Here is a 12963-nt window from a genome sequence, read left to right as displayed (position 1 = left end):
CCGTGGCGGTGGGCGACGCCGCCGTGGCCGGCGCGGCGCCGGCGGCGGCGCCGCCCAGCGCTCCCACCCGCGCCGCGAGGCGCAGGATGCGCGCGACCTTGTCGTCGACCGCCGCCTCGCTGACCGAGCCGTCCCGTACCGCGGCGACCAGCGCGTCGCCCCACGGGCCGGACGGGCCTGGCATCGCCAGGTCCAGCCCCGCGTTGCCCGCGCCGACGGTCCCGCGCGCGGCCATCCAGTCGGAGACGACGACGCCGTCCCAGCCCCACTCGTCCTTCAACACCGCATTCAGCAGCGGCGACTCGGTCATCGTCACACCGTTGACGCCGTTATAGGCCGCCATCACCGCCCACGGCCCCGCCGCCATGATCAGCTCGAACGGCAGCAGGTACAGCTCGCGGAGCGCTCGCGAGCCCACCCGCGCGTCCAAAGTGAACCGTTCGGTCTCGGAGTCGTTGGCCACGAAGTGCTTGACCGTCGCCGCGACGCCCTCGGCCTGCAACCCGCGCACGAACGCGGCGCCGAGCATGCCCGTGAGGTACGGGTCCTCCGAGAAGCACTCGAAGACCCGCCCGCCGAGCGGCGACCGGTGGAGGTTGACCGTCGGCGCCAAGAGCACATCGACGCCCTTGCGCCGCGCCTCGTACGCCAGCAGCCGGGCGACCCGCTCGACCCGCCGCTCGTCCCACGTCGCGGCGAGCGCCGTCGGCGACGGGACGTTGGCCGACGGGTCGCGCTCGTCCCACAGACGGCCGCGCACGCCCGCGGGCCCGTCGGAGGTCACGATCGCCCGCAGCCCGATGGCCGGCTCGGCGTGCAGCGACCAGAAGTCGGCCCCGGTGAGCAGCCGCACCTTCTGCTCGAGGCTGAGGGCGGAGAGCAGTTCCTCCATGAGCCGTCAGTATGGATAGGGGATGCGGGCGCTGCTGTTCGACGTGTTCGGGACGTGCGTCGACTGGCGCACCTCGATGATGCGCGAGGCCGAGCGCTTCGGCCTGCCGCCGCAGCTGGCGGTGGCGTGGCGCGACGAGTACCAGCCACAGCTGGAGACCGTTCGCAGTGGTCAGCGGCCGTGGGTGAACCTCGACGTCCTGCACGAGATCGGGCTCAACCGCGTGCTCAGAGCCATGGACCTGACCCTGCCCAAAGCCGACCGCGTCGAGCTGGTGCGAGGCTGGCACCGCCTCGATCCCTGGCCCGACGTCGTCGCCGGCCTCACCCGCCTCAAGGAGACCTTCATCATCGCGCCCTGCTCCAACGGCCACATCGCCCAGTCCGTCAACCTCGCGAAGTTCGCGAAGCTGCCGTGGGACGCGATCCTCGGCGCCGAGATCGCCCATGCGTACAAGCCGGACCCACGGGTCTATCGCGAGAGCGTCTACGCGCTGGGGCTGGAACCGGACGAGGTCTGCATGGTCGCCGCGCACCGCGACGATCTCAGAGCCGCGGCGGCAGTCGGGCTCCAAACCGCGTTCGTCGAGCGCTTCGGCGAGGATCCCGGACCGCCGTTCGACGCCGACTTCGTCGCCCACGACTTCGAGGAGCTGCTGCGATGAAGGCGCTCGCCGCGGGTTGGCTGACGTTCGTCGTCTACTTCTTCTTCAAGGACTCGCTGCTGTCGAAGTCCAACCTCGACTCGGCGCCGATCACGGCCCTGCTGCTGGTCTGGCTGCTCGGCGTGATCCTGTGGTGCGCGTTCGCGGTGATCGTCGCCGCCGACCATCTCGCCGAGATGCTGGGCGAGCCGTTCGGCACGCTGATCCTGACCTTCAGCATCGTCGCCATCGAGGTGATGCTGATCAGCACGGTGATGCTCGGCGGCGGCGCGCCCACCGTGGGGCGGGACACGATGTTCGCCGTGATGATGATCGTGCTCAACGGCGTGATCGGGCTCTCGCTCGTCATCGGCGGTCTCAAGCACCACACGCAGGACTACAGCCTGCCGGGAGCGAGCGCGTACCTGAGCGTGATCATCCCGCTGGTCACGATCGCGCTGATCCTGCCCAGCGTCACCCACTCGACCGACGAGGCGACGCTCTCGACGACGCAGGCGATCCTCTTCGCCGGCGCCACGATCGTCCTCTACGTGGTCTTCATCCTCATCCAGACCGGGCGGCACCGCGACCTGTTCGTGCACGGGCCGATCGAGGAGCACGACGTCCCCGACCCCACCGCGAGACAGATCGGCAAGTGGGTCGCCATGCTGGTCGCGGGCGCGCTCCCGATCGTGCTGCTCTCCAAGAGCCTGGACAAGGTCGTCGACGCCGAGATCAAGGCGATCGGCGCACCGGGCGCGCTGACCGGCGTGCTGATCGCGATGATCGTCTTCACCCCGGAGGGGATCAGCGCGCTGAAGGCCGCGTCGCGCAACCAGCTGCAGCGCACGGTCAACCTCTGCCTCGGCGCCTGCCTGAGCACGCTCGGCCTGACGCTCCCCGCGGTGCTGACGATCGGCCTGATCACGGGCGAGCAGGTGATCCTCGGCCTCGATCCGACCGGGATCGTGCTCGTCGTCCTCACGCTGCTGCTCAGCATGGTGACGTTCAGCGGGCCGCGGACGACGGTCCTCGAGGGCGCCGTGCACCTGCTGGTCTTCTTCGTCTACATCGTGCTCGTCTTCAGCCCGTAGTCGGCCGGCGAGCGCCCGATCACGGCCTTGAAGGCCTTGATGAAGTGCGCCTGGTCGAAGAAGCCGAGCTCGAGCGCGAGCCGCGGCCAGTCGTGCTCGCCGTCGGCCATCCGGTCGGCGGCCTCATGCAGGCGAAAGCGCGAGAGCACCCACTTCGGCGACACGCCCACGTACTCGCGAAACAGCCGCTGCAGCGTCCGCTTGGAATAGCCCGCATGGGCGCACAGCTCGTCGACGGTCGTGATCCCGTCCAGCATCGCCGCGAACAGCCCGGTGAGCTCGGCGATCCGCGGGTCGTCCTCGAACCCGCGCGCCCGCATCCCCTCCTCCATCGCGGCGATCCGTACCCGCTCGTCACCCTCGGTCGAGATCGGCCCGAACACGTCGGTGATTGGGAACGTGCGATCGGTGAGCGCGTGCGCCGGGACCGGGTGAAACGCATGGAACGCGCCCGGCCGGAACTTCGTCGCGACGGCGATCCCTGACCGCTGCAGCTGGCGCCGGAAGCGCTGCGAGACGACGCCGTAGATCAGGTGCGCACCGGGCTCGAAGACCATGTGGAAGCTCGGGTGCGACACGACTTCCTGCGTGAACGGCTGCTCGAGGTCCCACGCCACCACCCAGTGGCGGTCGACCAGGTGGGCGAGGTCCTCGGACGGGGCGTAGCGGGTGAGGCGGAAGTGCCGCTCCGCGGCATCCGGGTTCAGGATGCCGCGGCGACTCTCGAGATCAGGCGCGCTCACCCACCCAACGCTATCCGGCGACGGCCTCGGCCACGAGTGCGGCGTCCGGCTTGATGTGCGGCGCCCGGATGGCGCCGACCAGCAGGTTCACCACCGCGATCCCCGCGGCGACGAGCATGCCGCGCTCGAACCCCGACGCCAGTGCCTCCGGCTGCGACGCGCCGGTGGCGAGGACGTCGCCGACGCGCGAGGTCGATGCGGTGGAGACGAGCGCGAGCCCGAGCGCCCCACCCACCTGGAAGGCGGCGGTGATCACGCCCGACGCGGCACCCGCGTCCTCGTGCGGGACCTCGGCGATGGCCGCGATCTGGTTGGCGACGCCGACCAGCGGCAGCCCGAGGCCGAAGACCACGAAGCCGGGCAGGATGTCCGTCGCGTAGCCGGCATGCGCGCCGGCGCGGCTGAGGAGGAGCAGGCCGACGACGCCCACCGCCGACCCGCCGAGGTACGCGACGCGGGTGCCGAGGCGCGTGACGAGCTGGGCGCCCACCACCGCGGAGGCGATCGCGGCGATTCCCATCGGGACGAAGTGCACGCCCGCTTCCAGCGCGCTGTCCCCGTGCACCTGCTGCAGGTAGAGCGCGGAGATGAAGAACATGCCGAGGAACGAGGCGCCGTTGAGCGCCAGCGCGACGACGGACACGCTCAGCCCGCGCACGCGGAAGAGCTTCAGCGGCACCAGCGGGTCGGTCGCGCGCGACTCGACGTAGACGAACGCGGAGAGCAGGATCGCGGCGGCGCCGAACAGCCCGAGAACCTCGGCCGAGCCCCAGCCCACGGCGTCGGTGCGGATGACGCCGTAGACGAGCGCGAGCAGGCCGCCGGTGGCGAGCACGGCGCCGGTGAAGTCGAATGAGCGCGCGGTACCGCGGCTCTCGGACAGGAACATCGGCGCGGCGATGATGCCGCCGATCGCCACCGGGACGTTGACGAAGAAGATCCACTCCCAGCCGGCCGAGTCGACCAGCACGCCGCCGGCGACGACGCCCAGCGTTCCGCCGATGCCCGCCAGTGCGCCCCAGACGCCGAGCGCGATGTTGCGCTCACGACCGGCGGGGAAGGTGACCGTCAGCAGCGCGAGCGCGGCGGGCGAGAGCAGCGCCGCGCCGACGCCCTGGATGGCGCGGACGGCGATCAGCATCTCCGACGAGCCGGCGAAGCCGCCGGCGAGCGAAGCGGCGCCGAAGAGCCCGAGGCCGACGACGAAGAGCCGCCGTCTCCCGAGCAGGTCGCCGGCTCGGCCGCCGAGCAGCAGCAGGCCGCCGAAGGCGAGCGTGTACGCGTTGACGACCCATTGCAGGCTGTCGGCGGAGAACCCGAGGTCCGTCTGGATCGCCGGGAGGGCGACGTTCACGATCGTCACGTCCAGGACGACCATGAACTGCGCGACGGCGAGCACCGCAAGGGCAAGCCATCGTGATCGTGAATCATTCACCTCTTGAACGGTCATGGGGTGGCACCATACGCCTCGATGGTGAATGATTCAAGGCATGAATGATTTTTCGTGTCTATCCTCGGACGTCGTGATCGAGTTTCCGCAAGGCATCACCGACCGCCCCGCGCTGCTGCTGGTCAAGGTCGGCAACGCGATCGTGACCCAGTCCGAGGACCCGCTCGTCGCCATGGGGCTGAGCGGGCGCCAGTACATGGTCCTTGCGGTCCTCAGCTCGGACGCGCCGCCGTCACAGCTGGAGCTGGCCGGCCTCTGTGGACTCCTGCCCGCGCAGATCGTCCCGGTGATCGACGAGATGGAGCGCCGCGGCTTCGTGACCCGCCAGCGCTCGGAGACCGACCGCCGGCGCTCGATGGTCAACCTCACAGACCAGGGGCGCGAGATCCTGGCGCGGGCCGATGCGCTCGGCCAATCGCTCGTCGAGCAGCTCGATCCGGAGCTCCGCGAGACGGTCGTCAGCGCCCTGTCGCGTTCTTACAATACGTGGCCCTAGAGCGGGCGTAGCTTGGCCGTATGACCGCCAAGCCGATTCCCGAGGGCTACCACTCCCTCACCCCCAACCTCACCGTCGCACACGGCCTCGAGGCGCTCGACTTCTACGCCGACGCGTTCGGCGCCGAGGTCGTCCGCAAGCTCGTCATGGGCGGCAAGCTCATGCACTCCGAGCTGCGCATCGGCGACTCGATCTTCTCCGTCAGCGATCCGTTCGAGGAGTTCGGGCTCGCCGCGCCGCCGGCCGACGCGCCGCTCTCGAGCTCGATCCTGATCTACACCGAGGACGTCGACGCGCTCTATGACCGTGCGCTCGCGGCGGGCGCGACCGAGCTCAATCGCCCGAGCGACCAGTTCCATGGCGACCGCGCCGGCTCGCTGAAGGACCCGTACGGCCACCGCTGGATGCTCGCCACCCACACCGAGGACATGTCCGAGGAGGAGATGCAGCGGCGCACCGAGGAAGCCATGGCCGGTTCTTCCTAGGTCACGCGAGAGCGGGTCTGGTCGACCTCGCGGTGCACGCCGCGTTCGACCAGGTCCCGCAGGCGATCGATCGCGTCCCAGACGTCGACGAAGCGCGTGTAGAGCGGGGCGATGCCGAGCCGCACGCTGTCCGGGCCGCGGAAGTCGGGGACGACGTCGGCGCACTCGATCAGCGCGCGGCAGATCGGCCACGCGTCAGGGTGGTTGAGGGAGACGTGCGAGCCGCGGCGCGACGGGTCGCGCGGCGAGCCGAGCGTGAAGCCGAGCGGCGCGAGCCACTCGTCGTGCAGCCCGATCAGCAGCTCGGACTGGGCGATCGACTTCGCGCGCAGCGCCTCGATCCCCGCCTCGGCGGTGACCCGCACGCCCTCCTCGACCGCCGCGACCACGAGGATCGGGGGCGTGCCGGCCATGAAGCGCGTGATGCCGTCCGCGGGCGCGTACGGGCGCTCCATCGCGAACTGGTCGTCCTGGCCGAACCACCCTTGGATCGGCGTCCGCAGCCGGTCCTGCTCGGCCTGCGCGACATACAGGTAGCCGGCGGCGCCCGGGCCCGCGTTGAGGTACTTGTAGGTGCAGCCGACGGCGTAGCGGATGCCGCGGGCGTTGAGGTCGACCGGGACCGCGCCGGCGGAGTGGCTCAGGTCCCAGATCACCGTGCCGTCGAACGACTCCAGCTCGGCCAGCGCGCCCGATCGGTAGCCGACGTGGGAGAGCACGACCAGGCCGCCTTCAGGGAGGTCGGCGGGCTGCGGCCCGTTCAGCGGGTCGGCGTTCTCGAAGATCGTCAGCTCGAGCCCGCGGGCGCGGGCGATGCCCTCGAGCACGTAGCGGTCGGTCGGGAAGTTGTCGGTGTCGGTGGAGATCGAGCGCAGCGCCGGGTCCGCGTCGAGCAGCGCGTTGACGAGCTTGTAGAGGTTGACGGTGGTGCTGTCGGCGACGAGCACTTCGCCGGGGCTCGCGCCGAGCACCTCGGCCAGCGCGTCGCCGGTGCGGGTCGGCGCTTCGATCCACTCGGGCCAGCCGCTGACCAGCTCGTCGCCCCACTGGTCGATCACGCGGTGCAGCCGGTCGCGCGTGGCCTTCGGCAGGCGCCCGAGCGAGTTGCCGTCCAGGTAGAGCCGGTGCTCGTCGGCGATCACGAAGCGCTCGCGGAAGTCCGCCAGCGGGTCGGCGTTGTCCAGCCGCATCGCGTCGCCGCGCGTCAGAGCCACGCGCGCACCGCCTTCCACAGAGGATTCCCGGGATCGAGGTGGCCGAAGTGGTCCTCCTCGGGCTCCACGATCAGCGACGCGCCGGACGCGCGCGCGAACCGCTCGCTGATCTCGACCGGCACGATGTCGTCGCGCCCGCCGTGGGTGAGCAGGGCGGGAACGCCGAGCGGGAGCCGCTCGATCGGCGAGGCGACGTCGGTCGGCTGCCCGCGCAGGAAGCGCTCGACGACGCCGTTGGAGAGCCGCAGGTCCCACGCCCGCTGCAGATCCAGCACGCCCGCCTGTGAGACCACGCCGGTGACCGCCACGCGCGCATTCTCGCGGGTCGCGGCCCAGGCCGCGAGGTGGCCGCCCGCGCTGTGCCCGATCGTGACGACGCGCGAGAGGTCGACGCCCGGCAGCTCGCTGAGGTGATCGATCGCCGCGCCCACGTCGTCGAGCGTGAACGGGACCCCGCCGCCGTTGCCGAGGCGCCGGTACTCGATGTTCCACGCCGCCCACCCGCGCGAGGCGAGGTCGGCGCAGAGCGCATCCATCAGCTCGAGGCCGTACTCGGCCTTCCAGAAGCCGCCGTGGATGAGCACGGCAACGGGCCCCTCGCCGTACAGCACGCCGTACTGCGAGGGGTCACTGCCGTAGTTATGCCGCGACGCCAAGTGAGCGAACGGCTTCGGCCAGCTTCGTGATGCCCTCGTCGATCTGCTCGGGGGTCACGCCGGAAAACGCCAGGCGGAGCGTGTTGGAACCGCCTTCCAGCAAGAAGTCCGTGCCCTTGACGAAGAGCACGTCGCGTTCGGCCGCGGCCTTCTCGAGCTCGGCCACGTCGACCGCCTCGGGCAGCTCCACCCACATGAAGTAGCCGCCGGACGGAGCGGCGAACTTCGCCTCGGGCAGCTCGCGGGTGAGCGCGTTGACGACCGCGTCACGGCGGGCCTTCAGCGCGGTCTTGACCGTCGCGATCGCGCCGTCCATCCCGCCCGTGGAGGCGAACTGGTACACGATCGCCTGCGAGACCATGTTCGGCGAGATGTACGTGTTGGTCGCGATCGTCTGGATCTGCTTGATCAGCGCCTGCGGCCCGACCAGGTAGCCGACGCGGATGCCGGGGCAGACGGTCTTCGAGAACGAGCTCGCGTAGACGACCCGGCCCGCGGTGTCCTGCGAGAACATCGAGTCGATCGAGTCGCCCTCGAAGCGGATGTCGACGTACGGGTCGTCCTCGAAGATCGTGAAGTCGTGCTCGACCGCGAGCTCCAGGAGCCGCTTGCGCTTCTCGGCGGAGAGCGTGTACCCGGCGGGGTTCTGGAAGTTCGGGATGATGTGCGCGAGCTTCGGGCTGACCGTCTTCAGCGTCGTCTCGAGCGCGTCGGTCGAGATGCCGTCGGTCTCGAGGTCGACCATGTGGATGTCCGCGCCGCGGTTGCGCAGGTTCAGCAGCGTGCGGTCATACGTCGGCGACTCGACGATCACCGCGTCGCCGGCCTGGACCAGCAGCTCGAACAGGAACGCGTCCGCCTGCATCGACCCGTTGGTCACGAGCACCTGCTCGACCTCGACGCCGTGCTTCTCCGCGATCCACTTGCGCAGCGGGACGTAGCCGACGCTCGTGCCGTAGGCCGTCGCGCCCGCCGGGTCCTTCTCGAAGGCGAGATTGGCGGCCTTCTTCAGGCCCTCCACGTCGACGATGTCGAGAGACGGCGCCCCACGGGCGAAGGAGATCGTGGCCATAAGACTTGAGCCTAGCGGCGTTTGCACAAGGTCCCCACGCTGATCACGAGCGGCGCGGGGAGCTGCTTGGCCTTGTAGTCGATGACCGCCGTCCGGCGGCCGGTGCCGCGCTCGAGCAGATCGATGTCGCGATCGGAGAGGTTGTACATGCGGAGGTTGGCGGTGGCGACCTTGCCGTCCTGCGTGCGCGGCTGCGCGAGGCCGTTGGAGCGCATCCCCGGCGGGCAGGTCACCTTGGCGTGGTGGACCTGGCGGTCGCCGAGCTCGACGGTCAGGCTCGCGATCGCGACGGTCGACGGAAGCTTGGTGCCGGGCCGGATCGGCTTGCCGATCAGCACCTTGCCGCCCGCCTCGACCCCGGGCGAGGTGCCGCGCACGACGTGGTGCTCACCCGCCTGCCACGCCGCGACGCCGCCCGCGGCGAGCACGGCGACGGCTCCGCCCGCCGCGACCTTGGCGGCGACCCCGCCGCCGGTCGTCGCGCCGCCCACGAGGTGCAGCACGCCGGCCAGCGGGCCCATGCCGACCGGCGGGATCAGCGCGCGCAGCTTCGTCCGCGTGGCCTTCAACCCGTCGCGGAACTCGCGGCACGCCGCGCACCCGCGCACGTGGCGCAGCGCGTGCTCGGACGGGCGGCGGCGCTCGTCGTGGGCGGTCAGGAGGAGCTCGCGGATCTCTCCGCACTCGGCATCGCGCGCTTCGGCGGCGGCGACGAGCCCCGTGCGCGCACGCTTGACGAGCTGGCGCGACGCGGCCTCCGAGACGTCGAGCGCGCTCGCGACCTCCTCGTGGCTGAGCCCGTCGAGCTCGCGCAGCAGGAGCGCCGCGCGCTGCTGCTCGGGGAGGTCGGCCAGGTCCTCGATCAGGCGGCGCAGCTCATGCCGGCGGCTGAGCGTGCTGTAGACGTCCTCGCTGGACCCGGCCCGATCGCTGTCCTCCAGCGCCGTCGTCGGCAGCCGGTTGCGCCGCAGCTCGTCGATGCAGAGGTTGCGCACGACGCGGTGCAGCCAGGGCTTGACCTCCAGCGGGCGGCGATCCTCGCGCAGCGCTCGGTGGGCGCGCAGGAACGCCTCCTGGACGACGCCTTCCGCATCGCCGCCGGAGCTGCGCAGCGCGCGCGTGGCGGTGGCCTGCAGGCGCCGGCGATGGCGCTCGTGCAGGACGTCGAACGCGTCCTCCCGCCCAGAGCGGAAGAGCGAAACGAGGTGCTCATCCGAGCGCAGTCTGAGGTGGGCGGGAGGCACTTGGAAAGCCTAGTCGCAGAGGTCCGCGGTCTTGACCCACCCGTTCTTCTGCACGTGGCCATACGCGAACCCGTAGGCGTGCTTGCCGGACGTGTCGTAGCGGGTGACCTTGATCTTCTGGTGCTTGAACAGCGTCCCGATCATGGTCAGGTTGGGCGTGTGCCGGACGTACGAGCTATCAGCACAGACCTTGCGCATGCCGGTGGCGTGATCGGCGGCGAGCGCGGGCGTGGCGGCGGTCGCGGCGGCGGTGGCGATCAGGAGCGTGGGGAGGATTCGCTTCATGCCCGGGTCAACGCGGTCCCGGCTCACCGCGTGACGGACGTTCTGATAACTAGCGTCGGCATGGACTACCTCGCGCGTGCTCTCGAAGCCGTCGCGGCCTGGCGCGAGGCTGCCGGGCCGATGCCGACCCACCCGGCGCTCACACCCGACCCGGCGCGCTTCGAGGCGGCGTTCGCCGAGTTCAGCGAGCGGATGGCGACCAGCTACCCCTTCCACCACCCGCGCTATGCCGGGCAGATGCTCAAGCCGCCGCACCCGGTCGCGATCGCCGCCTATACCGCGGCGATGCACGTCAACGCGAACAACCACGCGCTCGACGGCGGCCCGGCGACCAGCGCGCTGGAGGTCGAGGTGGTGCGCGATCTGGCGAAGATGTTCGGCTTCCCGGACGACGCGCTCGGCCATCTGACGTCATCCGGGACGATCGCGAACCTCGAGGCGCTGTGGGTGGCGCGCGAGCTGCACCCGGGCAAGGGGGTCGCGTTCGGCACGAACGCCCACTACACGCACTCGCGCATGTGCGCCGTGCTCGGCATCGAGGGCGTCGCCACCGACGACTTCGAGGCGGCGGCGCGCAGCGGTCGCGTCGGCACGATCGTCGTCACCGCCGGCACGACCGGGCTCGGGACGGTCGACGCGGTCGAGGAGGCGGTGAAGCTGCGCGACGTGTACGGCGTCCGCATCCACGTCGATGCGGCGTACGGCGGCTTCTTCACGCTGCTCGACGAGCTCGTGCCGGTGGCGTCCTTCCGCGCGATCGCCGATGCCGACAGCGTCGTCGTCGACCCGCACAAGCACGGCCTGCAGCCCTACGGGTGCGGCGCGGTGCTGTTCCGCGACCCGAGCGTCGGCCGCCTGTACAAGCACGACTCGCCCTACACATACTTCACCAGCGGCGACCTGCATCTCGGCGAGATCTCGCTCGAGTGCTCACGCGCGGGGGCGGCCGCGGCCGCCCTGTGGCTGACGCTGCGCTCGCTCGACCTCGCGCCGATCCTCTCCGCCGGCGTCCGTGCCGCCCGCGCCTGGGCGGACCTCTTGCGGGAGTCCGACGACCTGCGCCTGCACGTCGAGCCGCAGCTCGACATCGTCAGCTACTTCCCGAACCGGGCGCGCGCGTCGGAGATCGACGCCGAGAGCGAGCGCATCCTCAACGCCGGGATGACCGACCCGGACCCGATCTTCCTCAGCACCTTGCGCATCGACGCCGCCGACTTCGCCGCCGCCCACCCGGACATCGAACTGGACACCGACGGCGTACGCGTCCTGCGCAGCGTCCTGATGAAGCCCGAGCACGAACCGCACGTGCCCTGGCTCCACGAACGCGTTACTTCAATTTCGAGACGGTGAACGCGAAGCGGCCCGTGTAGAGCGTGCCCGCGGGGTTGCCGCGGATCAGCTGCCCCGGGCCCGCGGCGGACCCGGCGATGATCGCGCGCGGGCCGTTGGCGTCGATGGCGTCGAGCGTCGTGTAGATCGGGTCGCCCCCGGGCGGGCGGCCCAGCAGCGGGTAGGTGATGCCGTTGTTGCCGAAGGTCTTGTCGCGCGCGCCGTTGGCCCGCAGGCGCAGGACCATGCCTTCCGGTGGCTGGCCGGAGCCGGAGAGCAGGATGCGGCCCGTGCTGTCGCGGACCATCGACTTGATCCGGATTTCGCGGCCGGCGCGCGCGATCCGGGCGACGCCGTGGCTGCCGAAGCGGGTGTCGAGTGCGCCGCTCACGGTCAAGCGGACCACCGCGCCGCGTGGGGTGCCGGCGGTCGTCAGATCGGTGCCGGCGACCAGCGTGGTGCCCTTCGGGCCCTGCCGGATCGCGGCGGCGCCGATTCCCGGCGCCGCGCCCGGGCCGAGCGGCACCTGCACGACGCCGGTCCCGTTCCACGTCGGGTCCGGCACGCCGTTGGGCAGGACGCGGATGACCGTGAACGTCGCGGCGTAGTTGGTCGACGGGAACCCGCCGACGGTGAAGGTCGTCGTCCCGTCCGCCTTGACCAGCAAGCCCGTGATGCGCCCGTTGACGCCGAGGTTGGCGCCGTCGACGGTCGCGTTGGCGCCGAACGACAGGTCCGGGCTGCCGTCGGCGAGCAGGCGGATGATGATCGGGATGTCGCCGGGGCGCGAGCCGCCCAGGGTCACGTTGCCGTTGGTGTCCATCACCATCGCGCCCAGCTCGGAGCCGGGAGGCCCGGCCAGCACGTAGCCGAAGCCCGCGCCGAAGCTCGGGTCGATCTCCCCGGTCGGGAGCAGCCGGAAGGCGACGAGCCGCGTCGTCCCGTCTGCCTGGCGCAGCGTGCCCGCGGCGACGATCCGCCCGTCACGGAACACCGAGATCGCGCGGACGCCGTCGAGCGTCGTGCCGGGCAGTGCGGGGACGACCTGGCCGCCGGTGCCGAACTTGGAGTCCAGCGTGCCGGTCGAGCGCAGCCGCACGACCACGAACTGCCCCGCGGCGGCGCCGCCCGCGAGCACGCGGTTGCCGGAGATCACCTTGACCGCGCCGCCGACCGCGTCGGCCGCGGTGGCCTTGAGCGTCACGGTGCCTTGACGCCCGAAGCGCTTATCCGGGTCACCCGCACGCGCCTGGGCGGCGGCGACGGGCAACAGCATGGTCAACAGGAGGGCGGAGGCGAGCAGACGCGTCATCGGACGATTCCAACCCGCGACCGGGACGATCGGTGCGCCATGCGGCGG

Annotated in this window: 14 protein-coding genes; 5 read left to right on the top strand and 9 right to left on the bottom strand. The window is 71.1% G+C overall.

What is annotated here, in order from left to right; genetic code table 11:
* Positions 1-892, bottom strand: an 892-nt coding sequence (locus OM076_RS36905) for a glycoside hydrolase family 3 protein (RefSeq protein ID WP_272598879.1), incomplete at its 3' end; no start/stop codon positions are given.
* A gap of 22 nt (positions 893-914) precedes the next feature.
* Between OM076_RS36905 and OM076_RS36900 the strand changes: the two genes are divergently transcribed.
* Positions 915-1556, top strand: a complete 642-nt coding sequence (locus OM076_RS36900; protein ID WP_270045189.1) for a haloacid dehalogenase type II — start codon at positions 915-917, stop codon at positions 1554-1556.
* Positions 1553-2629 (top strand): calcium:cation antiporter, encoded by a 1077-nt coding sequence (locus tag OM076_RS36895; RefSeq protein ID WP_270045188.1) that lies wholly within the window; start codon positions 1553-1555, stop codon positions 2627-2629. The genes OM076_RS36900 and OM076_RS36895 overlap by 4 nt, the downstream gene beginning before the upstream one ends.
* On the opposite strand, the gene OM076_RS46515 is transcribed toward OM076_RS36895, so the two are convergent.
* Together OM076_RS46515 and OM076_RS36885 are read right to left on the bottom strand one after the other, a co-directional pair.
* Positions 2602-3372 carry a helix-turn-helix domain-containing protein gene (locus tag OM076_RS46515; protein WP_270045187.1) on the bottom strand — a complete coding sequence of 257 codons (771 nt, stop codon included), beginning with the start codon at positions 3370-3372 and terminating at the stop codon, positions 2602-2604. The genes OM076_RS36895 and OM076_RS46515 overlap by 28 nt on opposite strands.
* Positions 3373-3382: 10 nt before the next feature.
* On the bottom strand, positions 3383-4807 hold the full coding sequence (locus tag OM076_RS36885; RefSeq protein WP_270045186.1) for an MFS transporter: 1425 nt from the start codon (positions 4805-4807) through the stop codon (positions 3383-3385).
* A gap of 88 nt (positions 4808-4895) precedes the next feature.
* On the opposite strand from OM076_RS36885, the gene OM076_RS36880 reads away from it, so the two are divergent.
* Both OM076_RS36880 and OM076_RS36875 read left to right on the top strand, forming a co-directional pair.
* Positions 4896-5318, top strand: a complete 423-nt coding sequence (locus OM076_RS36880) for a MarR family winged helix-turn-helix transcriptional regulator (RefSeq protein WP_270045185.1) — start codon at positions 4896-4898, stop codon at positions 5316-5318.
* Between the two features lie 20 nt (positions 5319-5338).
* Positions 5339-5803, top strand: coding sequence for a VOC family protein (locus tag OM076_RS36875; protein WP_270045184.1), 465 nt, complete (start codon positions 5339-5341; stop codon positions 5801-5803).
* On the opposite strand, the gene OM076_RS36870 is transcribed toward OM076_RS36875, so the two are convergent.
* Genes OM076_RS36870 through OM076_RS36850 form a run of 5 tightly spaced genes read right to left on the bottom strand, consistent with a single transcriptional unit; the run spans position 5800 to position 10274 of the window.
* Positions 5800-7017: a kynureninase gene (locus tag OM076_RS36870; RefSeq protein WP_270045183.1), complete on the bottom strand. Its 1218-nt coding sequence runs from the start codon at positions 7015-7017 to the stop codon at positions 5800-5802. The two genes, OM076_RS36875 and OM076_RS36870, sit on opposite strands and share 4 nt — an antisense overlap.
* Positions 7008-7673 carry an alpha/beta hydrolase family protein gene (locus tag OM076_RS36865; RefSeq protein WP_270045182.1) on the bottom strand — a complete coding sequence of 222 codons (666 nt, stop codon included), beginning with the start codon at positions 7671-7673 and terminating at the stop codon, positions 7008-7010. The genes OM076_RS36870 and OM076_RS36865 overlap by 10 nt, the downstream gene beginning before the upstream one ends.
* Positions 7657-8745 (bottom strand): aminotransferase-like domain-containing protein, encoded by a 1089-nt coding sequence (locus OM076_RS36860; protein ID WP_270045181.1) that lies wholly within the window; start codon positions 8743-8745, stop codon positions 7657-7659. The genes OM076_RS36865 and OM076_RS36860 overlap by 17 nt, the downstream gene beginning before the upstream one ends.
* A gap of 11 nt (positions 8746-8756) precedes the next feature.
* The gene (locus OM076_RS36855; RefSeq protein ID WP_270045180.1) at positions 8757-9989 is read right to left on the bottom strand and encodes an RNA polymerase sigma factor; all 1233 of its coding nucleotides are present in this window, start codon (positions 9987-9989) and stop codon (positions 8757-8759) included.
* A gap of 9 nt (positions 9990-9998) precedes the next feature.
* The gene (locus tag OM076_RS36850; RefSeq protein ID WP_270045179.1) at positions 9999-10274 is read right to left on the bottom strand and encodes a hypothetical protein; all 276 of its coding nucleotides are present in this window, start codon (positions 10272-10274) and stop codon (positions 9999-10001) included.
* Between the two features lie 60 nt (positions 10275-10334).
* Here OM076_RS36850 and OM076_RS36845 point away from each other — a divergent pair, with 60 nt between their 5' ends.
* The gene (locus OM076_RS36845) at positions 10335-11624 is read left to right on the top strand and encodes a pyridoxal phosphate-dependent decarboxylase family protein (protein ID WP_270045178.1); all 1290 of its coding nucleotides are present in this window, start codon (positions 10335-10337) and stop codon (positions 11622-11624) included.
* Here the strand turns inward: OM076_RS36845 and OM076_RS36840 are convergent.
* Positions 11602-12915: a hypothetical protein gene (locus OM076_RS36840; RefSeq protein WP_270045177.1), complete on the bottom strand. Its 1314-nt coding sequence runs from the start codon at positions 12913-12915 to the stop codon at positions 11602-11604. The genes OM076_RS36845 and OM076_RS36840 overlap by 23 nt on opposite strands.
* Positions 12916-12963 lie beyond the last annotated feature (48 nt).

It is taken from the genome of Solirubrobacter ginsenosidimutans (assembly GCF_027587205.1).
This window is presented reverse-complemented; position numbering and strand designations above follow the sequence as displayed.